This window comes from Klebsiella sp. SWET4 (genome assembly GCF_024296565.1).
Taxonomy (GTDB): domain Bacteria; phylum Pseudomonadota; class Gammaproteobacteria; order Enterobacterales; family Enterobacteriaceae; genus Klebsiella; species Klebsiella variicola.
Genome location: NZ_JANCOB010000005.1, coordinates 140,426 through 162,068, shown reverse-complemented (window position 1 = coordinate 162,068; position 21,643 = coordinate 140,426). Strand labels below are relative to the sequence as shown.

Here is a 21,643-nt window from a genome sequence, read left to right as displayed (position 1 = left end):
TCTTAGAACAGAATGCTCTTGATGTAATCAACCGGCATCTGTTTACCCGTCCAGATTTCGAACGCGCGCGCGCCTTGCCACAGCATCATCCCCAGACCGTTCAGGGCGCGGCAGCCTTTTTTCTCCGCCACTTCCAGCAGGTGGGTTTTACGCGGGTTGTAGACGACGTCAGAGACGATCAGATCCGGGCGCAGGAAGCTGTCGTTCGGCAGCAACATTTGGCCTTCGAACGGCTTCATGCCAACGCCGGTGGCATTGGTCAGGATCACGCTGCTGTCGATTTCGGCGCGCAGCTTGTCATGATCGTCGAGATCGAACAGATGGATCTCGCAGTTGGTGTTGTTGCGGATCTTAGCTACCGTCTCTTCGGCGTTGGCGAAGAATTTATCGCGGCGGTTAAAAATGGAGATCGCCTTCACGCCATCCAGAGCCGCCTGGACGCAGAGGGCGGTCGCCGCGCCGCCGGCGCCGAGGACGGTCATCTTCTTGCCGATGATATCGATACCCGCTTCGCTAAGGGCGCGCATATAGCCGGTGCCGTCGGTGATATGCCCGGTCAGTACGCCATCGTCGTTGACCACGGTGTTGACCGCCCCGACCAGCTGCGCCGCCGGCGACAGCTTATCGAGATACTGGCAAATTTCGGTTTTGTTCGGCATAGAGACATTAAAGCCGCGCAGCTTCATTGCCCGAAAGCCCTGCACAACGTCCTTCAGCTCCTGATTACCGACTTCAAAAGCCAAATAAACATAGTCCAGCCCGAGATGGGCGAAAGCCTCGTTATGCATGGTGGGTGACATGCTGTGGCGAATCGGGGTGGCGATCAGGCCAATCAGCTCAGTGTGTCCAGTAATACGTTCTGCCATGACAAAAATCCTCAATAAGTTAGAAAGGGAATTCGTTGTGCTTCGCGACTGCCCAGCGCACCCATGTCTTCCAGGGTATCCAGCACGTTGCGGCCTTCGCGGATGCCGTCGATAATGCGCCGCGCCATCAGGCTGTCGCCGATATTCATGATTTTGACGTTATTGGCATTGGCCCAGCGCTCGATCTCGTCGAGACCCGTCCGGTTGGCGCGCATCCCCAGGCAGACAAAGCCGTAGTCAAAGGGGATATCGAAGGTTTGCTGTGTATTTTTCACCCGGAAATGGTCGGCAGCGACTGCCATCAGTTGGGTATTCATGTGCTGTTCGACCTGGTGCTCGTCGAGCATGGTCAACATGGCATTTTTGGTAATGATGTCGAGATCGCGACCGGCGGCGTCCTGCATTTCGATTAATACCGCTTGCGCGCCGCGCGCCGTAAAGTATTCGATAACGTCGAGGCCAACGGCGCCAGCGCCGACGACGGCGATGCGTTTACCCTCGATATTGGTAAATTTCGCCAGGTTGTCGATCATGCCGGTAATGGAAAAGACTTTGCCGTCCGCGGTATCAATGTTTTCCCGCAAGCCCTCAATGGGCGGCAGCAGCGGCGTTGAGCCGGTGGCGTTGACAATCAGATGCGGATGCAGGGCGGAAACTGAGGCCACGTCGGCACGTTTGCCGACCTGCAGCATCAGGTTGTCCAGCGAGGCGATGCGATTTTTCATAAACTGCGGGAAATCGGCGATACGCTTTTTCTCCGGCAGACGGGAGATATCGCTGGCGAGGCCGCCGACGTGGTTTTTCGCCTCCAGCAGCCAGGTATGGCAACCGACTTCCGCCGCCGTGCAGGCGGCTTCCATCCCGGCGGTGCCAGCGCCGATGACCACCACGTTCGTTTCGCGACTGACGCGGCGCATTTTGTAGGCATCGCCGTGGATGATGTCCGGGTTAATCGAACAGCGCAGCGGGCGCGAGCGGGCGATACGATGGTCAGCGCAACCGATATTGCAGGAGATGCATTTGCGCATCAGGCGCTCTTTACCGCCTTGCACCTTCTGCACCCACTCCGGCTCGGCAATCAGGCCGCGGCCAATGGCAATAAGGTCGGCATCGCCGCTGGCGAGAATATCCTCGGCCACCTGTGGTGAGCGAATATTGCCGGCGATGACCGTGGGCTTATGGAATTTATCGCGCACCGCGCGGGAGAGGTAGCGCTTCCAGCCATCCTCCAGCGACATCTGATCGATTTGCAGATTCAGGTTGTCATTCTGCGCCGCAGAGACGTTGATGATATCGACCTTATCCTGGCAGAGTTCAAGGATGCGCAGGGAATCTTCGAGGGTATTGCCCCCCTTGAGGAAGTCGTCGGCGCTGATGCGCAGGCTGACCGGAAAACGCGGCCCCACGCAGGCGCGCACTTTATCGATAATCAGACTTAATATCCGGGTGCGGTTTTCGACGCTGCCGCCAAATTCATCGGTGCGCTTATTAAATAATGGCGATAAAAACTGGCTAATTAAATAGGAATGACCGGCATGAATTTCAACGCTGTCAAAACCCGCGCGACGAACGCGCTCCGCGGCATCACCAAATTTTTCTACCGCATGATAAATTTCCTCATGCGTCATCGGGCGTGGAATATTTCCGTGCTTTTTCGAGGGCGTCGTGGAGGAAGAGAGTGGCGTCTGACCGTCAAGGCGGTAGGCGTACGCCGAAGCGCCAGCATGATTTAACTGAATGGATACGCAGGCGCCATGTTTATGCAGGGTCTCGGTTAATTTAAACAGCCGCGGAATATATTGATCGTTATCGATGCGTAACTGCGTGGTGCCGTTGGAAGCAAAGGGAAAATCAATACAGATGTTTTCGATGGTGATAAGTCCGGTGCCGCCTTTGGCCCGCAGTTCATAGTATTCCAGCTGTTCCTGCGACACCTCGCCGTTGAGCGTGGCCATATTGGTGCCCATAGGGGGCATGATAATGCGGTTTTTTAGCGTCATGCCGTTGATGGTCAACGGACTGAAAAGGTGCGGATAGTGGCTCATCTCTTCTCTCCACAGGAGGCCGGGAGGCCGATATGCGGGGGCCCGGGCGTGTCCTTAGTTAATATTTCTCTGTGGGCAAAGATAGCGAGGGGAAAAATCGAAAAATAATGTTTTTTTTTGTTCTGAGCTATAGGGGTTCTCTATGAGATTAACGCTTCTTTCACATTCTTATATTTTTATATTAAACACTCGTGCCTTATTTTTACTTGCAGTGAAGGGATAATACATAAACAACGATGAGGAAGAGAAGGAAAGCGGAATGATTCTTCTTTATGGTGTGGGGCAGGGTGGGGTCAAGGCCTGACAATCAGCGAATCAATATTGTTTTTTGTGCGTGAGATCGCAATTTCCGCCGCGATAAAATTAAAAAGCCCGGTCAAATGACCGGGCCCGAAGGTTAATTCATAAACGCCGGCAGCTTGCGTTCATAGTCGGAAATCGCCTCTCCGTGCTGCAGCGTCAGGCCGATGCTATCCAGGCCGTTGAGCATACAGTGGCGGCGGAAGTCGTCGATCTTAAAGCTGTAGGTTTTATCCCCAGCTTTAACTACCTGCGCTTCCAGATCCACTTCAAACGTCATGCCCGGGTTGGCCTGCACCAGCTTGAACAGCTCATCGACCTGCTCGTCGCTCAGGGTCACCGGCAGCAGCTGGTTATTGAAGCTGTTGCCGTAAAAGATATCGGCAAAGCTTGGCGCAATCACGACCTTAAAGCCGTAATCGGTCAACGCCCACGGCGCGTGCTCGCGCGAGGAGCCGCAGCCGAAGTTTTCACGTGCCAGCAGGATTGACGCCCCTTTGTATTGCGGGAAATTCAGCACAAAATCCGGGTTCGGCTGCTGGCCTTTATCGTCGAGAAAGCGCCAGTCGTTAAACAGGTGGGCGCCGAAGCCGGTGCGAGTCACTTTCTGCAAAAACTGCTTGGGAATAATCGCGTCGGTATCGACGTTTGCAGCATCCAGCGGAACCACCAGGCCGGTATGTTGGGTAAATTTCTCTGCCATGATGGTCTCCTTACTTCAGATTACGGATATCGGCGAAATGACCGGTAACAGCTGCCGCTGCGGCCATTGCCGGGCTCACCAGGTGCGTGCGTCCGCCGCGGCCCTGACGGCCTTCAAAATTACGGTTGCTGGTGGAGGCACAGCGCTCGCCCGGATTCAGGCGGTCATTGTTCATTGCCAGACACATCGAGCAACCCGGTAAGCGCCACTCAAAGCCGGCTTCGATGAAGATCTTATCCAGGCCTTCCGCTTCCGCCTGCGCTTTCACCGGACCGGAACCCGGCACCACCAGCGCCTGGACACCCGGCGCCACTTTACGCCCTTTAGCGATTTCCGCCGCGGCGCGTAAATCTTCGATTCGCGAGTTGGTGCAGGAGCCGATAAACACTTTATCGATAGCCACATCCGTCAGCGGGATCCCGGATTTCAGGCCCATGTAGGCCAGCGCTTTTTCGGCGCTGGCGCGTTCCACGGGATCGCTGAATGACGCCGGATCGGGGATATTATCCGTCACTGAGATCACCTGGCCCGGGTTGGTGCCCCAGGTCACCTGCGGGGCAATCTCCGCCGCCTGCAGCGTCACCACGGTATCAAACGTCGCGCCATCGTCGGTTTTCAGGGTTTTCCAGTACGCGACGGCATCGTCAAAATCTTTGCCTTTCGGCGCATGCAGACGGCCGCGTACGTAATTGAAGGTGGTTTCGTCCGGCGCGACCAGGCCCGCTTTGGCGCCCATCTCGATCGCCATGTTGCACAGGGTCATACGCCCTTCCATGCTCAGATCGCGGATCGCTTCGCCGCAGAACTCAACCACATGGCCGGTGCCGCCGGCGCTACCGGTTTTACCAATGATGGCCAGCACGATATCTTTGGCGGTAATACCCGGCGCCGCTTTGCCTTGCACGTCGATTTTCATGGTCTTCGCGCGGCCCTGTTTCAGGGTCTGGGTCGCCAGCACATGCTCCACTTCGGAGGTGCCGATACCGAACGCCAGCGCCCCGAACGCGCCGTGGGTGGCGGTATGGGAGTCACCGCAAACAATGGTCATCCCCGGCAGGGTGACGCCCTGCTCCGGGCCCATGACGTGGACGATACCCTGGTATGGGTGATTTAAGTCATACAGCTCAACGCCAAACTCTTTACAGTTCTTAATCAGCTCCTGCATCTGGATGCGGGCCATCTCGCCGGACGCGTTGATATCTTTGGTCTGCGTCGAGACGTTGTGATCCATGGTCGCGAAGGTTTTACCCGGCTGGCGCACCTGGCGGCCATGCGCGCGCAGGCCGTCAAACGCCTGCGGGGAGGTCACTTCGTGCACCAGATGGCGGTCGATGTACAGCAGCGGGGTTTCGTTCTGCGCCTCATACACTACGTGCGCATCAAATAATTTTTCGTATAACGTCTTCGCCATGATTACACCCCTTCTGCGACATAGCGGGCAATGATATCGCCCATTTCATCAGTACTGACCGCCGCCGTTCCGCGCGCCAGGTCGCCGGTACGAACCCCTTCCTCTAAAGCACGGTTGATGGCGCTTTCAATGGCGGTCGCCGCTTCGTCAGCGTCGAGGCTGTAGCGCAGCAGCAGGGCCAGAGAGAGGATCTGCGCGATCGGGTTAGCGATATTTTTGCCCGCGATGTCCGGCGCCGAGCCGCCCGCTGGTTCATACAGGCCAAAACCTTGCTCGTTGAGGCTGGCGGACGGCAACATGCCCATAGAGCCGGTGATCATCGCGCACTCGTCGGAGAGGATGTCGCCAAACAGGTTGGAGCACAGCAGCACGTCGAACTGGGACGGATCTTTAATCAGTTGCATGGTGGCGTTATCGATATACATATGCGCCAGCTCAACGTCCGGATACTCCTTGCCGATCTCGGTGACGATTTCGCGCCACAGAATGGACGACTGCAGGACGTTGGCCTTATCGATGGAGGTCACTTTGTGACGACGCTTACGAGCGGATTCAAAAGCGATGCGCGCGATACGTTCGATTTCAAAGCGGTGATACACCTCGGTATCAAAGGCTTTCTCATGCTGACCGCTGCCTTCGCGGCCTTTTGGCTGGCCGAAGTAGATGCCGCCGGTCAGTTCGCGAACGCAGAGAATGTCGAAGCCGTTGGCAGCGATGTCGGCGCGCAGCGGGCAGAACTCCTCCAGCCCCTGGTACAGTTTGGCCGGACGCAGATTGCTGAACAGTTTGAAGTGTTTACGCAGCGGCAGCAGCGCACCGCGCTCTGGCTGCTCGGCGGGCGGCAGGTGTTCCCATTTCGGACCACCGACGGAGCCGAACAGGATCGCATCCGCCTGTTCGCATCCGGCGACGGTCGCCTGCGGCAGGGGAGTCCCCTGACGGTCAATAGCCGCCCCACCGACGTCATACTGGCTGGTGGTAATGTGCATGGCAAAACGTTGGCGCACGGCTTCCAGTACTTTCATCGCCTGGTTCATCACTTCCGGGCCAATGCCATCACCCGGCAAAACGGCAATATGGTAATTCTTCGACATTACACGGTTTCCTTATTGTTCTCTTTATTCTGAGCTTTGCGTTGCAATTCTTTTTCGACTTCGGCGGCGCGCCAGATGTTGTTCAGCACGTGAACCATGGCTTTTGCTGACGACTCAACGATATCTGTGGCCAGACCAACACCGTGGAAACGGCGGCCGTTGTAGTCAACGACGATATCCACCTGGCCCAGGGCGTCTTTGCCGTGGCCTTTCGCACTTAAGCCATACTTCACTAAATCAATGTTGTAGTTTGTCACGCGGTTAATAGCCTGGTAGATGGCGTCGACCGGACCGTTGCCATTAGCGGCTTCGGTTTTGATTTCATCCCCGCAGACCAGCTTGATTGAAGCAGTGGCGATATCGCTGGAGCCAGACTGGACGCTGAAGTAGTCCAGGCGGAAATGCTCCGGCTCTTCCTGCTGCTTGTTGATAAACGCCAGCGCTTCCAGATCGTAATCGAAGACCTGGCCTTTTTTGTCCGCCAGCTTCAGGAACGCGTCGTACAGATGATCCAGGTTGTAATCGCTCTCCTGGTAACCCATCTCTTCCATCCGGTGTTTCACCGCCGCGCGACCGGAGCGGGAAGTCAGGTTCAGCTGTACCTGGTTCAGGCCGATGGATTCCGGGGTCATGATTTCGTAGTTTTCGCGGTTCTTCAGTACGCCGTCCTGGTGGATGCCGGAGGAGTGGGCGAAGGCGCCGGTGCCGACGATGGCTTTGTTGGCCGGGATAGGCATATTGCAGATCTGGCTGACGGTCTGGCTGGTGCGCCAGATTTCATGATGATTAATGTTGGTGTGCACGTTCATGATGTCTTTGCGCACTTTGATCGCCATGATCACTTCTTCCAGCGCGCAGTTGCCAGCGCGTTCGCCGATACCGTTCATCGCGCCTTCTACCTGGCGCGCACCGGCGTGGACCGCGGCGAGGGCGTTACCGACGGCGATGCCCAGGTCATCATGGGTGTGGACGGAAATAATCGCTTTGTCGATATTCGGCACGCGATCATACAGGCCGCTGATAATGTTGGCGTATTCGAACGGCATGGTGTAGCCGACGGTGTCCGGGATATTAATGGTGGTGGCGCCAGCGTTGATCGCCGCTTCCACGACGCGAGCCAGATCGGCAATCGGCGTGCGGCCGGCGTCTTCACAGGAGAATTCGACATCGTCAGTGTAGTTGCGCGCCCGCTTCACCATATAGATCGCGCGCTCAATCACTTCATCCAGCGTGCTGCGCAGTTTGGTGGCGATATGCATCGGCGAGGTCGCAATAAAGGTATGGATGCGGAAAGCTTCAGCCACCTTTAAGGATTCTGCTGCCACATCGATATCTTTCTCAACGCAGCGCGCTAGAGCGCAAACACGGCTGTTTTTGATGGTGCGTGCGATGCTTTGCACCGATTCAAAATCGCCCGGGGAAGAGACCGGGAAACCGACTTCCATTACGTCGACCCCCATACGCTCAAGGGCCAGAGCGATCTGCAGCTTCTCTTTGACACTCAGGCTTGCCTGTAACGCTTGTTCGCCATCACGTAAGGTCGTATCGAAAATAATGACTTGCTGGCTCATGGTTTGGATCCTTAGTCTGTGTCCTGGCGCCTTGTTGACGAGCATAAAAAAACCCGCGCCAAGGCGCGGGTTTTATAGTCTTGCTGGAAGATGACTTAACGCTGAACGTCGCCCAACAGCCTACCGCGCAAATGGCATGCGTTTAGTAGTAGTAGGCTGGTGATACGAGCGGTGCGAATCATTGCGTCAAACTCCAGATGAAATCGTTATGCTTTTAGAGTTACTGGATAGCCGTTTTAAAGTCAACCCCTGGCACGGAAAAAGCGTTATTGGCTCACGATGTGAATTAGCAAATTGTGCTGATGTAAGCCCTGTTTTGCCGAAGATCCTATTTTGGACAAAGGGAGGCGCGTCCTCAATTGTTTCATTTGAAAAAGTGCTTTGCATTCAACGCATCGCTCACGATGTGCCATGAACGAGGCGACAAAAAAAGCTATCTGAATGAAAATATTATATTTATTTTCCTTATGAATGTATTTGCCCATTAGCGGATTATTTTTCAATGATAAGCAGTTGTTAATTTTATGAGGTTAAAAATAAAATACTTTATTATTGCTTAAGTTACAGTTAACTAGTGGTGTTGTTTTTATTTTTACGGATTATGGTTACACTCACCATCATTAAGTAACCGGTATGGTTTGAGCGGTTCATTTTCCTGGTAGTCCCGCTTTTTCACTGCCACTCATAGCCTTGATATATTCCTAAAAATCTCCTTTGCTATTTTGCAAATGTCATTTGCATGATAAATGATATTTTCGACGCTAATTATAGCGGTTTAGTAAAGGGAATTCATCGTGACGGCGGAATTAGATATGTTAATTGACACTCCAGAATATAAATCAGCCCCCGGACAGGAAGTCGTTAAACCTCAACTACGGATGGTTGATCTCAATCTGCTCACCGTTTTTGATGCGGTTATGCAAGAGCAGAATATCACCCGTGCCGCCCATACGCTCGGCATGTCTCAACCCGCGGTGAGTAACGCGGTTTCACGTCTGAAAGTGATGTTTAATGATGAGCTGTTTGTGCGATATGGCCGCGGTATTCAGCCGACGGCGCGGGCCTATCAGCTTTTTGGTTCTGTGCGCCAGGCGCTGCAGCTGGTCCAAAACGAATTGCCGGGCTCCGGTTTTGAACCGCTAAGCAGTGAGCGCGTTTTCCATCTGTGCGTCTGCAGCCCGCTGGATAACATCCTGACGTCGGTTATTTTTAATAAAGTTGCGGAGATCGCACCCAATATTCATTTGGTCTTTAAATCCGCGCTGAATCAAAATACGGAACATCAGTTACGTTATCAGGAAACGGAATTTGTGATCGGTTATGAAGAGTTCCGTCGCCCTGAGTTTGCCTGCGTCCCGTTATTCAAAGACGAAATGGTTTTGGTGGCCAGTCGCAACCACCCCCGTATTTCCGGGCCGGTGATGGAGGCGGATATTTATCGTGAGGAGCATGCTACGGTGGCTCTCGATCGGTATGCCTCATTCAGTTTACCGTGGTATGACACGGCCGATAAACAGGCGCGTATCGCCTATCAGGGTAATGCGATGGTCAGCGTATTAAACGTGGTATCGCAAACTCAGATGGTGGCGATTGCCCCGCGCTGGCTGGCCAATGAGTTTGCCGATAAATTAGCCCTGCAAATATTACCTTTGCCGTTGAAGGTTAACAGCCGGACCTGCTATCTCTCGTGGCATGAAGCGGCTGGCCGCGATAAAGGCCATCAGTGGATGGAAGAGCTGCTGGTGGATATTTGCAAGCGCTGAGCCGATGGCAACGAGGGTAAAAGGAGCTTCGGCTCCTTTTTTTATATGATGTAAATTCGATAATGCAGAATTTTGTTCTGTTTGACCTGTTCGAGGCATTCGTTTGGTTCGTGAAAAATGGATCAATTCCTGCTATCACGCCTTTTCTCCGAGTATTTACCATTCCCTTTTCTTATCTCTGAAGCAATCCACCATATTTTCACTTCTCCGCTTTCTTTTCTTCTTATTACGGGGATAACACATCCCCTGCGGCGAATTGCCTGCCTGCTGGCGAGCAGTTATGGTAGTGGCATGCAGTCCATTCACCTCAGTGCGGAGGGTCTCTCCTCCGCATCGTGCGAGCGCGCGGAAATTGAGTTCCGCTGTCGTAAAACAATAAGCCTGGAGGCAAACCATGGAGATGTTGTCAGGAGCCGAGATGGTCGTCCAATCGCTTGTCGATCAGGGCGTCAAGCAAGTATTCGGCTATCCCGGAGGCGCAGTCCTCGATATCTATGATGCGTTACATACCCTTGGCGGTATCGATCATGTGCTGGTTCGCCACGAGCAGGCGGCAGTGCATATGGCGGATGGCCTGGCGCGGGCGACCGGCGAGGTTGGCGTCGTGCTGGTCACCTCTGGACCAGGGGCGACGAACGCCATCACCGGCATCGCGACGGCCTATATGGATTCCATTCCGCTGGTGATCCTCTCCGGGCAGGTGGCGACATCGCTGATCGGCTACGATGCCTTCCAGGAGTGCGACATGGTGGGGATTTCCCGTCCGGTGGTGAAGCACAGTTTCCTGGTGAAGCAGACCGAAGATATTCCCGGTGTCCTGAAGAAAGCCTTCTGGCTGGCGGCCAGCGGTCGCCCCGGACCGGTGGTGGTCGATCTACCGAAAGATATCCTCAATCCGGCGAAAAAGCTGCCGTACGCCTGGCCGGAGGCGGTGAGTATGCGTTCGTATAACCCGACCACCAGCGGTCATAAGGGACAGATTAAACGCGCCCTGCAGACCCTGGTGGCGGCGAGTAAGCCGGTCGTTTACGTCGGCGGCGGGGCGATCAATGCGCATTGCGAACCCCAGCTGCGTGAACTGGTGGAAAAGCTGAAGCTGCCGGTTGCTTCCTCTCTGATGGGGCTTGGCGCTTTCCCGGCGACGCACCCGCAGGCGCTGGGGATGCTGGGTATGCACGGCACCTATGAAGCCAACATGACCATGCACCATTCGGACGTCATTTTCGCCGTCGGCGTCCGCTTTGACGATCGGACTACCAACAATCTGGCCAAGTACTGTCCGAACGCGACGGTGCTGCATATTGATATCGATCCGACCTCGATCTCGAAAACCGTGCCGGCAGATGTGCCGATCGTCGGCGATGCCCGGCTGGTACTGGAGCAGATGCTGGAGCTACTGGACCAGGAAGAGACGCAGCAGCCGCTGGACGACATTCGCGACTGGTGGCAACAGATCGAGCAATGGCGTGCCCGCCATTGTCTGCGCTACGACGACCAGAGCGATAAAATCAAACCGCAGGCGGTGATTGAAACTATCTGGCGGTTGACCCAGGGCGATGCCTACGTCACTTCCGATGTGGGCCAGCACCAGATGTTCGCCGCCCTGTATTACCCTTTCGACAAACCACGGCGCTGGATTAACTCCGGTGGTCTCGGCACCATGGGCTTTGGCCTACCGGCTGCGCTGGGGGTCAAAATGGCTCTGCCGGACGAAATGGTGGTCTGCGTGACCGGTGACGGCAGTATCCAGATGAACATTCAGGAACTCTCTACTGCGCTGCAGTATGAGTTACCGGTTCTGGTGCTTAACCTCAACAACCGCTATCTCGGGATGGTGAAGCAGTGGCAGGATATGCTCTATTCCGGGCGCCACTCCCAGTCCTATATGGAATCGCTGCCGGACTTTGTGCGTCTGGCGGAAGCCTATGGTCACGTCGGGATCCGCATCAGTGAGCCGCAGGAGCTGGAGTCAAAGCTTGCTGAAGCGCTGGAGCAGGTGCGTCAGCGCCGGCTGGTGTTTGTCGATGTCACCGTCGACGGCAGTGAGCATGTGTACCCCATGCAGATCCGCGGCGGCGGCATGGATGAGATGTGGTTGAGCAAAACGGAGAGAACCTGATTATGCGCCGGATATTATCGGTATTACTGGAAAACGAATCGGGCGCATTGTCCCGCGTTATCGGCCTCTTTTCCCAGCGCGGCTATAATATAGAAAGCCTGACTGTGGCGCCGACGGACGACCCTACGCTCTCCAGAATGACCATCCAGACCGTGGGCGATGAAAAAGCGATCGAGCAGATTGAAAAGCAGCTGCACAAGCTGGTGGATGTGCTGCGAGTCAGCGAATTGGGGCAGGGGGCCCATGTCGAACGCGAAATCATGCTGGTGAAGGTTCAGGCCAGCGGCTATGGCCGTGAAGAAGTGAAACGCAACACCGAAATCTTTCGCGGACAGATTATCGATGTGACGCCTTCTATCTATACCGTTCAGCTCGCCGGAACCAGTGATAAGCTTGATGCTTTCCTGGCTTCGCTGCGCGATGTCGCTCGGATCGTAGAAGTGGCTCGCTCCGGTGTGGTCGGCCTGTCTCGCGGTGATAAAATCATGCGCTGAGGATCGGGAACTGATGCAAAAATAGCCCGGCAGCGACTGTCGGGCTTTTTTTTTGCGAAATCAGTAGGAACTGTAAGCGAAAGCGGTTGCTGCGCTAACTATTCTGCGCTTAGATGTTATAAAAAGGGTTCCATACCTGAATAATGGTTATGTTTGGCACTTCTTACCCAAGGGGCAATTGTGAAACTGGATGAAATCGCCCGGCTGGCCGGTGTTTCAAGAACCACCGCGAGCTATGTGATTAATGGCAAAGCGAAGCAGTACCGCGTAAGCGATAAAACGGTCGAAAAGGTGATGGCTGTGGTGCGGGAGCATAACTATCATCCGAATGCGGTCGCCGCTGGCCTGCGTGCAGGACGCACACGATCTATCGGTCTGGTGATCCCGGATCTCGAAAATACCAGCTATACCCGCATTGCAAATTATCTCGAACGTCAGGCGCGTCAGCGTGGCTATCAGCTGCTGATTGCCTGTTCTGAGGATCAACCCGATAACGAGATGCGCTGCATTGAGCATCTGCTGCAGCGCCAGGTGGACGCTATCATTGTCTCTACCTCGCTGCCGCCGGAGCACCCTTTCTATCAACGCTGGGCTAACGATCCGTTTCCGATTGTCGCGCTTGACCGCGCCCTTGACCGCGAGCATTTCACCAGTGTGGTCGGCGCTGATCAGGATGACGCTGAAATGCTCGCTGCCGAGCTGCGGACCTTCCCTGGCGAAACGGTACTTTATCTCGGCGCGCTGCCGGAACTGTCGGTGAGCTTCCTGCGCGAGCAGGGCTTCCGCAAAGCCTGGCAGGACGATCCGCGCGAGGTGCATTATCTCTATGCCAACAGCTATGAGCGCGAAGCGGCGGCTCAGCTGTTTGAGAAATGGCTTGAAACCCATCCGATGCCTCAGGCGCTGTTTACTACCTCTTTCCCGTTGCTGCAGGGCGTGATGGATGTGACGCTGCGCCGTGAGGGCAAACTGCCCTCCGAGCTGGCGATCGCCACCTTCGGCGATAATGAGCTGCTCGATTTTCTGCAGTGCCCGGTGCTGGCGGTGGCTCAGCGCCATCGCGATGTCGCTGAGCGGGTGCTGGAGATCGTCCTCGCCAGCCTCGATGAACCGCGCAAGCCAAAGCCGGGCCTGAGCCGTATTCGCCGTAATCTCTATCGTCGTGGTAGCCTGAATCGCCGCTAAGCGCGCAATATCGCCAGAGCCCAGGAATATTCCTGGCGGGCCTGCCGGAAAGCAGGCCTTTGGCGATTAATCAGGCAATTGACGTCCAAAATGCAAAACTGAATATATTTCAGACAAATCCCTAAACTTCTTTACGTGTTATTTTGTTTAATTCGCTGGCAATCGTTTTGTTACTCAAAACGGGACACAAAAAATGATTGCGCAGGCTTTAATTGTATTATTTTGTTACATTCACCAGGTTAATTGCTGAATTAACACTCATTTTGTACGCCCCAGCCTTTCTCTTCTGCCCTATCCCGCGTCTGGTCCGCCCCTCAGCCAGCAACAGGTACTGTTAACGACCGGCATAATGGCCTAAAATGCCGCTCGCGTCGCAAACTGACACTTTATATTTTCCCGCCGAAGATATTTTGTTGTTTATAACTGTTACGAGTTTGTTGGTTATTTTCTTACACGTATTCATAACGTTAATTTGCCTCGCCTGTTGATGATTTTTTCATCAGGGCTAATGTCGGCTGTAAATAATGGGTTTTTGAGCTCTGTTGGCATCCGTGCTGGCTTGACAAGCTTTTCCTCCGCTCCGTAAACTCCTTCTGGTGGGAATTTGTGGGATAAAGTGGCGAAAAGGGGTGAGGCTGGCATGTTCCGTGGAGCAACGTTGGTCAATCTCGACAGCAAAGGCCGCCTGGCCGTGCCAACGCGCTATCGCGATGGGCTGATCGAGGACGCTGCCGGTCAATTGGTATGCACCATTGACATTCATCACCCGTGCCTGCTGCTTTATCCATTGCCTGAATGGGAAATCATCGAGCAGAAATTGTCGCGTTTATCGAGCATGAATCCCGTTGAGCGGCGCGTACAGCGTTTGCTTCTGGGTCATGCCAGCGAATGTCAGATGGATAATGCCGGACGATTGCTCATCGCGCCGGTGTTACGGCAGCATGCCGGGCTGACAAAAGAAGTGATGCTGGTCGGGCAGTTTAATAAGTTTGAACTGTGGGATGAAACGACCTGGTATCAACGGGTCAAGGAAGATATCGACGCTGAGCAGTCCGCGACCGGTGAACTGTCGGAGCGCCTGCAGGATTTGTCCTTATAAAAATGATGGAAAATTATAAACATACTACGGTACTTCTGGATGAAGCCGTCAACGGCCTCAATATTCGTCCAGACGGTATCTATATTGATGGTACTTTTGGCCGCGGTGGTCACTCGCGCCTGATCCTCTCCCGGCTGGGAGCGGAAGGACGCTTGCTGGCAATCGATCGCGATCCACAGGCGATTGCCGTCGCGAAAACCATCGATGATCCCCGCTTTTCCATCGTACATGGTCCTTTTTCACAGCTCGCTGACTACGTCGACGAGCGTAATCTTACCGGTAAGATCGACGGCATTCTGCTCGATCTCGGCGTCTCTTCCCCGCAGCTTGACGATGCGGAACGCGGCTTTTCCTTTATGCGCGACGGGCCGCTGGACATGCGCATGGATCCGACGCGCGGTCAGTCCGCGGCCGAGTGGCTGCAGACGGCAGAAGAAGCCGATATCGCCTGGGTGATTAAAACCTTCGGCGAAGAGCGTTTCGGTAAACGTATCGCCCGCGCGATCGTCGAACGTAACCGTATTGAACCGATGACCCGCACCAAAGAGCTGGCGGAGGTCATTGCTGCGGCGATGCCGGTAAAAGATAAGCATAAACATCCCGCGACCCGTACCTTCCAGGCGGTGCGCATATGGGTAAACAGTGAACTGGAGGAGATAGAGCAGGCGCTAAAAAGCTCGCTCAGCGTGCTGGCCCCGGGTGGGCGGCTATCGATCATTAGTTTTCATTCGCTGGAAGATCGCATTGTGAAGCGCTTTATGCGTGAACAAAGCCGCGGTCCGCAGGTTCCGGCGGGAATACCGATGACCGAAGCGCAGCTCAAAAAACTGGGCGGCCGTGAGTTACGAGCACTAGGCAAGTTGATGCCGGGCGAAGAAGAGGTGGCAGAGAATCCACGTGCCCGTAGTTCAGTGCTGCGTATTGCAGAGAGGACGAACGCATGATCGGCAGAGTGACAGAGGCCTTAAGCAAGGTTAAAGGGTCGATTGGAAGCAACGAGCGCCATGCTTTGCCTGGCGTGATCGGGGACGACCTTCTGCGGTTTGGGAAACTGCCACTCTGCCTGTTCATTTGCATCATTATTACGGCGATTACCGTGGTCACCACCGCGCACCATACGCGCCTGCTGACCGCGCAGCGTGAACAACTGGTTCTGGAACGCGACGCCCTGGATATCGAGTGGCGCAACCTGATCCTCGAAGAGAACGCGCTCGGCGATCACAGTCGGGTTGAGCGGATCGCGACCGAGAAGTTGCAGATGCAACACGTCGATCCATCACAAGAAAATATCGTTGTACAGAAATAAGGATTATTGCGACGGATGAAAGCAGCGCCAAAAACGCCAAAAGCAAAGCGTCAGGAAGAACAGGCCAACTTTATCAGTTGGCGTTTTGCGTTGCTGTGCGGCTGTATTCTGCTGGCGCTGACTTTCCTGCTGGGTCGTGTCGCCTGGCTCCAGGTGGTCAGCCCCGACATGCTGGTGCGTCAGGGCGATATGCGCTCGCTGCGCGTCCAGGAAGTGTCTACCGCGCGCGGGATGATTACCGACCGCTCCGGGCGGCCGCTGGCGGTCAGCGTACCGGTGAAGGCTATCTGGGCCGATCCGAAGGAGCTGCATGATGCTGGCGGGGTCACCTTGGATACGCGCTGGAAGGCGCTGGCGGACGCCCTCAATATGCCGCTGGATCAGCTGGCAACGCGCATCAATACCAATCCGCGGATGCGTTTTATCTATCTGGCGCGTCAGGTAAACCCTGACATGGCCGACTACATCAAAAAGCTAAAGCTGCCGGGCATTCATCTGCGTGAAGAGTCCCGTCGTTATTACCCTTCCGGAGAAGTGACTGCTCACCTCATTGGCTTTACCAACGTCGACAGCCAGGGGATTGAAGGGGTCGAAAAAAGCTTTGATAAATGGCTTACCGGCCAGCCGGGCGAGCGTATCGTGCGTAAAGACCGCTATGGCCGGGTCATTGAAGATATCTCTTCTACCGACAGCCAGGCGGCGCACAACCTGGCGCTGAGCATCGACGAACGTCTGCAGGCGCTGGTCTATCGCGAGCTGAACAACGCCGTGGCCTTTAACAAAGCCGAGTCGGGCAGCGCCGTGTTAGTGGACGTTAACACCGGGGAAGTGCTGGCGATGGCCAACAGCCCCTCCTATAACCCGAACAACTTCGCCGGTACGGCGAAAGACACCATGCGTAACCGCGCTATCACCGACGTATTCGAACCGGGTTCGACGGTGAAACCGATGGTGGTGATGACGGCGCTGCAGCGCGGCATCGTCAACGAAAATACCGTGCTGAATACCATTCCCTATCGAATTAACGGCCACGAAATCAAAGACGTGGCGCGTTATAGCGAATTGACCCTGACCGGGGTGCTACAGAAGTCGAGTAACGTCGGTGTTTCTAAGCTGGCGTTAGCGATGCCGTCCTCAGCGTTAGTAGATACTTACTCACGTTTTGGGCTTGGAAAGGCGACCAATTTGGGGTTGGTCGGAGAACGCAGTGGCTTATATCCTCAAAAACAACGGTGGTCTGACATAGAGAGGGCCACCTTTTCTTTCGGCTACGGGCTAATGGTAACCCCGTTACAGTTAGCGCGAGTCTACGCAACGATTGGCAGCTATGGCATCTATCGCCCGCTGTCAATTACCAAGGTTGATCCACCGGTTCCGGGCGAGCGCGTCTTCCCGGAATCACTCGTTCGTACCGTCGTTCATATGATGGAAAGCGTGGCGCTGCCCGGCGGCGGCGGCGTGAAAGCGGCGATCAAAGGCTATCGCATCGCGATTAAAACCGGTACGGCGAAAAAAGTGGGGCCGGATGGCCGCTATATCAACAAATATATTGCTTACACCGCAGGCGTTGCGCCCGCCAGCCATCCGCGCTTCGCGCTGGTGGTGGTGATCAACGACCCGCAGGCAGGTAAATACTACGGTGGCGCCGTTTCCGCGCCGGTCTTCGGTGCCATCATGGGCGGCGTATTGCGCACCATGAACATTGAGCCGGATGCGCTGGCAACGGGCGAAAAAAGTGAATTTGTAATTAATCAAGGCGAGGGAACAGGTGGCAGATCGTAATTTGCGCGACCTACTCGCTCCGTGGGTGCCAAACGCACCGGAGCGCATTCTGCGAGAGATGACGCTGGACAGCCGGGTGGCTGCTTCCGGCGATCTCTTTATCGCGGTACAGGGTCATCAGGCGGACGGGCGTCGTTATATCCCGCAGGCGATAGCGCAAGGTGTGGCTGCCATTATTGCTGAAGCGCAGGGCGAGGCTGAAGACGGTGAGATCCGTGAAATGCACGGCGTGCCGGTTATTTACCTGAGCCAGCTTAACGAACGCTTATCGGCGCTGGCCGGGCGTTTTTATCATCAGCCGTCGCAGCAGCTGCGTCTGGTGGGCGTCACCGGTACTAACGGTAAAACGACCACCACTCAACTGCTGGCGCAGTGGGCGAAGCTGCTCGGCGAAACCAGCGCAGTGATGGGGACCGTTGGCAACGGCCTGCTGGATAAAGTCGTGCCGACCGAAAATACCACCGGTTCTGCGGTAGACGTTCAGCATGTGCTCTCCAGTCTGGTCGGGCAGGGGGCAACCTTCGGCGCGATGGAAGTCTCTTCCCACGGTCTGGTGCAACACCGCGTGGCGGCGCTGCAGTTTGCCGCCTCGGTGTTTACCAATCTGAGCCGCGACCACCTCGACTACCATGGCGACATGGAGCACTACGAAGCGGCGAAATGGCTGCTGTACTCGACCCACCATTGCGGCCAGGCCATCGTCAACGCTGACGATGAAGTGGGGCGTCGCTGGCTGGCGAAGCTGCCGGATGCGGTGGCGGTGTCGATGGAAGATCATATCAATCCGAACTGCCACGGCCGCTGGCTGAAGGCCACCGCGGTCAACTATCACGACAGCGGCGCGACCATTCAGTTTGACTCCAGCTGGGGCAACGGTGAAATCGAAAGCCGCCTGATGGGCGCCTTTAACGTCAGCAACCTGCTGCTGGCGCTGGCGACGCTGCTGGCGCTGGGCTATCCGCTGGCCGATCTGCTGAAAACCGCAGCGCGTTTACAGCCGGTATGCGGTCGTATGGAAGTGTTCAGCGCGCCCGGTAAACCGGCCGTGGTGGTGGATTACGCCCATACGCCTGACGCGCTGGAAAAAGCGCTGCAGGCCGCGCGCCTGCACTGCAGCGGCAAGCTGTGGTGCGTTTTCGGCTGCGGCGGCGACCGTGACAAAGGCAAGCGTCCGCTGATGGGCGCTATCGCTGAAGAATTTGCCGACATCGTGGTGGTCACTGATGACAACCCGCGCACCGAAGAGCCGCGGGCGATTATCAACGATATTCTGGCCGGCATGCTCGATGCGGGTCATGCGAAGGTGATGGAAGGCCGCGCGGAAGCGGTCACCAACGCCGTGATGCAGGCGAAAGAGAACGACGTGGTGCTGGTGGCGGGTAAAGGCCATGAAGATTACCAGATCGTCGGCAATCGCCGTCTGGATTATTCCGACCGCGTCACCGTCGCGCGTCTGCTGGGAGCGGTAGCATGATTCGCTTTACGTTAAGCCAGCTCGCCGCGATCGCCCATGGCGAACGGCAGGGTAGCGACATCGCTATCGACGAGGTGACCTCCGATACCCGTAAAGTGACGGCGGGCTGCCTGTTTGTGGCGCTCAAAGGCGAGCGTTTCGACGCTCATGATTTTGCCGAACAGGCGAAAGCAGCTGGCGCCGGCGCGCTGCTGGTGAGCCGTCCGCTGGCCTGCGATCTCCCGCAGGTGATCGTGAAAGATACCCGCCAGGCTTTCGGCGAGTTAGCCGCCTGGGTGCGTCAGCAGGTACCGACCCGCGTCGTCGCCCTGACCGGCTCGTCCGGTAAAACCTCGGTCAAAGAGATGACCGCGGCGATCCTTAGCCAGTGCGGCAACACACTGTATACCGCTGGCAACCTGAACAACGATATCGGTGTACCGATGACGCTGCTGCGCCTGACTAAAGAGCATCAGTACGCGGTGATCGAACTCGGCGCCAACCACCAGGGCGAAATCGCCTGGACCGTCAGCCTGACGCGTCCGGAAGCCGCGCTGGTCAACAACCTTGCTGCGGCGCACCTCGAAGGTTTCGGCTCGCTGGCGGGCGTGGCGAAGGCGAAGGGCGAAATCTATACCGGTCTGCCGGAAAACGGCATCGCCATTCTCAATGCTGATAACAACGACTGGCTGAACTGGCAGGCGGTGATTGGCGATCGCAAAGTGTGGCGCTTCTCACCGAATGCGGCCAACAGCGACTTCACGGCGACCAACGTGCAGATCACCAGCCACGGTACCGAATTTACGCTGCAGACCCCAACCGGCAACGTTGACGTCCTGCTGCCGCTGCCGGGACGCCATAACATCGCTAACGCGCTGGCGGCGACCTCGCTGGCGATGGCGGTAGGCGCCGATCTGGCGGCGGTAAAAGCCGGTCTGGCGCAGCTGAAGGCCGTTCCGGGGCGTCTGTTCCCGATCCGGCTGACGGAGAGCCAGCTGCTGCTGGATGACTCCTACAACGCCAACGTTGGTTCGATGACCGCGGCAGTGCAGGTACTGTCAGAGATGCCCGGCTTCCGGGCGATGGTGGTCGGCGATATGGCGGAGCTTGGCGCGGAAAGCGCGGCCTGCCATCGCGAAGTCGGCGAGGCAGCGAAAGCGGCGGGGCTGGATTGCGTCCTCAGCGTCGGCACCTTGAGCGCGGATATCAGCCGCGCCAGCGGCGTGGGCGAACATTTTAATGATAAAGCCGCAGTAGTGGCTCGCCTGCGCGAGCTGCTGGCGGAGCACAAGATAATGACCATTTTAGTGAAGGGTTCACGTAGTGCCGCCATGGAAGAGGTAGTACGCGCATTACAGGAGACTGGGACATGTTAGTATGGCTGGCCGAACATTTGGTCAAATATTATTCCGGCTTTAACGTCTTTTCTTATCTGACGTTTCGCGCCATCGTCAGCCTGCTGACCGCGCTGTTCATCTCGTTGTGGATGGGCCCGCGCATGATCGCCCGTCTGCAAAAACTCTCCTTCGGCCAGGTCGTACGTAACGACGGTCCGGAGTCCCACTTCAGCAAACGCGGCACGCCGACCATGGGGGGGATCATGATCCTCACTGCGATCACCGTCTCCGTTCTGCTGTGGGCTTACCCCTCCAACCCGTACGTCTGGTGCGTACTGACGGTATTAATCGGCTACGGGATCATCGGCTTTGTTGATGATTACCGTAAAGTCGTGCGCAAAGATACCAAAGGCCTGATCGCCCGCTGGAAGTATTTCTGGATGTCGGTGATCGCGCTGGGCGTGGCGTTCGCGCTCTATCTGGCCGGGAAAGACACCCCGGCGACCGAGCTGGTGGTGCCATTCTTTAAAGACGTGATGCCGCAGCTGGGCCTGCTCTATATCCTGCTGGCTTACTTCGTTATCGTCGGTACCGGCAACGCCGTCAACCTGACCGATGGCCTCGACGGCCTGGCGATTATGCCGACCGTCTTCGTCGCTGCCGGCTTTGCGCTGGTGGCATGGGCCACCGGCAACATGAACTTCGCCAACTACCTGCACATTCCCTATCTGCGCCATGCTGGCGAGCTGGTGATCGTCTGTACGGCGATTGTCGGCGCGGGTCTGGGCTTCCTGTGGTTTAACACCTATCCGGCGCAGGTCTTTATGGGCGACGTCGGTTCGCTGGCGCTCGGCGGCGCGCTGGGCATTATCGCCGTGCTGCTGCGTCAGGAATTCCTGCTGGTGATTATGGGCGGTGTTTTCGTCGTGGAGACTCTGTCGGTGATCCTGCAGGTTGGCTCCTTTAAGCTGCGCGGTCAGCGCATCTTCCGTATGGCGCCGATTCACCATCACTATGAACTGAAGGGCTGGCCGGAGCCGCGCGTTATCGTGCGCTTCTGGATTATTTCGCTGATGCTGGTGCTGATTGGCCTGGCGACGCTGAAGGTACGTTAA

General features: G+C 56.1%; 18 protein-coding genes. 11 read left to right on the top strand and 7 right to left on the bottom strand.

The annotated features are described in order from the left end of the window. Nucleotides 1-2: 2 nt before the first annotated feature. The 7 genes from NKJ21_RS13940 to leuL form a co-directional block, all read right to left on the bottom strand. Nucleotides 3-866 (bottom strand): shikimate dehydrogenase, encoded by an 864-nt coding sequence (locus tag NKJ21_RS13940; RefSeq protein ID WP_239270623.1) that lies wholly within the window; start codon nt 864-866, stop codon nt 3-5. An 11-nt stretch (nt 867-877) separates the two neighbouring features. Beyond that, nucleotides 878-2,911: an FAD-dependent oxidoreductase gene (locus NKJ21_RS13935; RefSeq protein ID WP_008807447.1), complete on the bottom strand. Its 2,034-nt coding sequence runs from the start codon at nt 2,909-2,911 to the stop codon at nt 878-880. A gap of 397 nt (nt 2,912-3,308) precedes the next feature. Beyond that, complete coding sequence (leuD, locus tag NKJ21_RS13930; protein WP_008807446.1) at nt 3,309-3,914, bottom strand: 3-isopropylmalate dehydratase small subunit; 606 nt, start codon at nt 3,912-3,914, stop codon at nt 3,309-3,311. A 10-nt stretch (nt 3,915-3,924) separates the two neighbouring features. Beyond that, nucleotides 3,925-5,325: a 3-isopropylmalate dehydratase large subunit gene (gene leuC / locus NKJ21_RS13925; protein ID WP_008807445.1), complete on the bottom strand. Its 1,401-nt coding sequence runs from the start codon at nt 5,323-5,325 to the stop codon at nt 3,925-3,927. A 2-nt stretch (nt 5,326-5,327) separates the two neighbouring features. Then, on the bottom strand, nt 5,328-6,419 hold the full coding sequence (gene leuB / locus NKJ21_RS13920; RefSeq protein WP_008807444.1) for a 3-isopropylmalate dehydrogenase: 1,092 nt from the start codon (nt 6,417-6,419) through the stop codon (nt 5,328-5,330). Further along, nucleotides 6,419-7,990: a 2-isopropylmalate synthase gene (gene leuA / locus NKJ21_RS13915; RefSeq protein WP_008807443.1), complete on the bottom strand. Its 1,572-nt coding sequence runs from the start codon at nt 7,988-7,990 to the stop codon at nt 6,419-6,421. Before leuA ends, leuB begins: the two co-directional genes overlap by 1 nt. Before the next feature lie 95 nt (nt 7,991-8,085). After that, complete coding sequence (gene leuL / locus NKJ21_RS13910) at nt 8,086-8,172, bottom strand: leu operon leader peptide (protein WP_004222662.1); 87 nt, start codon at nt 8,170-8,172, stop codon at nt 8,086-8,088. A gap of 612 nt (nt 8,173-8,784) precedes the next feature. Here leuL and leuO point away from each other — a divergent pair. The 11 genes from leuO (at nt 8,785) to mraY (ending at nt 21,643) form a co-directional block, all read left to right on the top strand. Beyond that, a complete protein-coding gene (leuO, locus tag NKJ21_RS13905; RefSeq protein WP_072121929.1) occupies nt 8,785-9,753 on the top strand; it encodes a transcriptional regulator LeuO in 969 nt (322 codons plus the stop codon). A 394-nt stretch (nt 9,754-10,147) separates the two neighbouring features. Then, the gene (gene ilvI / locus NKJ21_RS13900; protein ID WP_008807441.1) at nt 10,148-11,872 is read left to right on the top strand and encodes an acetolactate synthase 3 large subunit; all 1,725 of its coding nucleotides are present in this window, start codon (nt 10,148-10,150) and stop codon (nt 11,870-11,872) included. A 2-nt stretch (nt 11,873-11,874) separates the two neighbouring features. After that, nucleotides 11,875-12,366: an acetolactate synthase small subunit gene (gene ilvN, locus NKJ21_RS13895; RefSeq protein WP_002888536.1), complete on the top strand. Its 492-nt coding sequence runs from the start codon at nt 11,875-11,877 to the stop codon at nt 12,364-12,366. A gap of 180 nt (nt 12,367-12,546) precedes the next feature. Further along, nucleotides 12,547-13,551 (top strand): catabolite repressor/activator, encoded by a 1,005-nt coding sequence (cra, locus tag NKJ21_RS13890; RefSeq protein ID WP_004145952.1) that lies wholly within the window; start codon nt 12,547-12,549, stop codon nt 13,549-13,551. A 640-nt stretch (nt 13,552-14,191) separates the two neighbouring features. Continuing rightward, nucleotides 14,192-14,650, top strand: coding sequence for a division/cell wall cluster transcriptional repressor MraZ (gene mraZ, locus NKJ21_RS13885; RefSeq protein ID WP_012542858.1), 459 nt, complete (start codon nt 14,192-14,194; stop codon nt 14,648-14,650). A 2-nt stretch (nt 14,651-14,652) separates the two neighbouring features. Next, nucleotides 14,653-15,594 carry a 16S rRNA (cytosine(1402)-N(4))-methyltransferase RsmH gene (rsmH, locus tag NKJ21_RS13880; RefSeq protein ID WP_008807438.1) on the top strand — a complete coding sequence of 314 codons (942 nt, stop codon included), beginning with the start codon at nt 14,653-14,655 and terminating at the stop codon, nt 15,592-15,594. After that, nucleotides 15,591-15,956 carry a cell division protein FtsL gene (gene ftsL, locus NKJ21_RS13875; RefSeq protein WP_002888550.1) on the top strand — a complete coding sequence of 122 codons (366 nt, stop codon included), beginning with the start codon at nt 15,591-15,593 and terminating at the stop codon, nt 15,954-15,956. Before rsmH ends, ftsL begins: the two co-directional genes overlap by 4 nt. Before the next feature lie 15 nt (nt 15,957-15,971). Continuing rightward, nucleotides 15,972-17,738, top strand: a complete 1,767-nt coding sequence (locus tag NKJ21_RS13870; RefSeq protein WP_008807437.1) for a peptidoglycan glycosyltransferase FtsI — start codon at nt 15,972-15,974, stop codon at nt 17,736-17,738. Next, the gene (gene murE, locus NKJ21_RS13865) at nt 17,725-19,212 is read left to right on the top strand and encodes a UDP-N-acetylmuramoyl-L-alanyl-D-glutamate--2,6-diaminopimelate ligase (RefSeq protein WP_008807436.1); all 1,488 of its coding nucleotides are present in this window, start codon (nt 17,725-17,727) and stop codon (nt 19,210-19,212) included. Before NKJ21_RS13870 ends, murE begins: the two co-directional genes overlap by 14 nt. Next, nucleotides 19,209-20,567, top strand: coding sequence for a UDP-N-acetylmuramoyl-tripeptide--D-alanyl-D-alanine ligase (gene murF / locus NKJ21_RS13860; protein ID WP_012968939.1), 1,359 nt, complete (start codon nt 19,209-19,211; stop codon nt 20,565-20,567). The genes murE and murF overlap by 4 nt, the downstream gene beginning before the upstream one ends. After that, the gene (mraY, locus tag NKJ21_RS13855; protein ID WP_008807434.1) at nt 20,561-21,643 is read left to right on the top strand and encodes a phospho-N-acetylmuramoyl-pentapeptide-transferase; all 1,083 of its coding nucleotides are present in this window, start codon (nt 20,561-20,563) and stop codon (nt 21,641-21,643) included. Before murF ends, mraY begins: the two co-directional genes overlap by 7 nt.

Excerpts from the sequence above, each read along its gene's own strand:
- NKJ21_RS13940 (WP_239270623.1), bottom strand. The coding sequence starts at position 866 with ATGGCAGAACGTATTACTGGACACACTGAGCTGATTGGCCTGATCGCC.
- NKJ21_RS13935 (WP_008807447.1), bottom strand. The coding sequence starts at position 2,911 with ATGAGCCACTATCCGCACCTTTTCAGTCCGTTGACCATCAACGGCATG.
- leuD (WP_008807446.1), bottom strand. The coding sequence starts at position 3,914 with ATGGCAGAGAAATTTACCCAACATACCGGCCTGGTGGTTCCGCTGGAT.
- leuC (WP_008807445.1), bottom strand. The coding sequence starts at position 5,325 with ATGGCGAAGACGTTATACGAAAAATTATTTGATGCGCACGTAGTGTAT.
- leuB (WP_008807444.1), bottom strand. The coding sequence starts at position 6,419 with ATGTCGAAGAATTACCATATTGCCGTTTTGCCGGGTGATGGCATTGGC.
- leuA (WP_008807443.1), bottom strand. The coding sequence starts at position 7,990 with ATGAGCCAGCAAGTCATTATTTTCGATACGACCTTACGTGATGGCGAA.
- leuL (WP_004222662.1), bottom strand. The coding sequence starts at position 8,172 with ATGATTCGCACCGCTCGTATCACCAGCCTACTACTACTAAACGCATGC.
- ilvI (WP_008807441.1), top strand. The coding sequence starts at position 10,148 with ATGGAGATGTTGTCAGGAGCCGAGATGGTCGTCCAATCGCTTGTCGAT.
- ilvN (WP_002888536.1), top strand. The coding sequence starts at position 11,875 with ATGCGCCGGATATTATCGGTATTACTGGAAAACGAATCGGGCGCATTG.
- mraZ (WP_012542858.1), top strand. The coding sequence starts at position 14,192 with ATGTTCCGTGGAGCAACGTTGGTCAATCTCGACAGCAAAGGCCGCCTG.
- rsmH (WP_008807438.1), top strand. The coding sequence starts at position 14,653 with ATGATGGAAAATTATAAACATACTACGGTACTTCTGGATGAAGCCGTC.
- ftsL (WP_002888550.1), top strand. The coding sequence starts at position 15,591 with ATGATCGGCAGAGTGACAGAGGCCTTAAGCAAGGTTAAAGGGTCGATT.
- NKJ21_RS13870 (WP_008807437.1), top strand. The coding sequence starts at position 15,972 with ATGAAAGCAGCGCCAAAAACGCCAAAAGCAAAGCGTCAGGAAGAACAG.
- murF (WP_012968939.1), top strand. The coding sequence starts at position 19,209 with ATGATTCGCTTTACGTTAAGCCAGCTCGCCGCGATCGCCCATGGCGAA.
- mraY (WP_008807434.1), top strand. The coding sequence starts at position 20,561 with ATGTTAGTATGGCTGGCCGAACATTTGGTCAAATATTATTCCGGCTTT.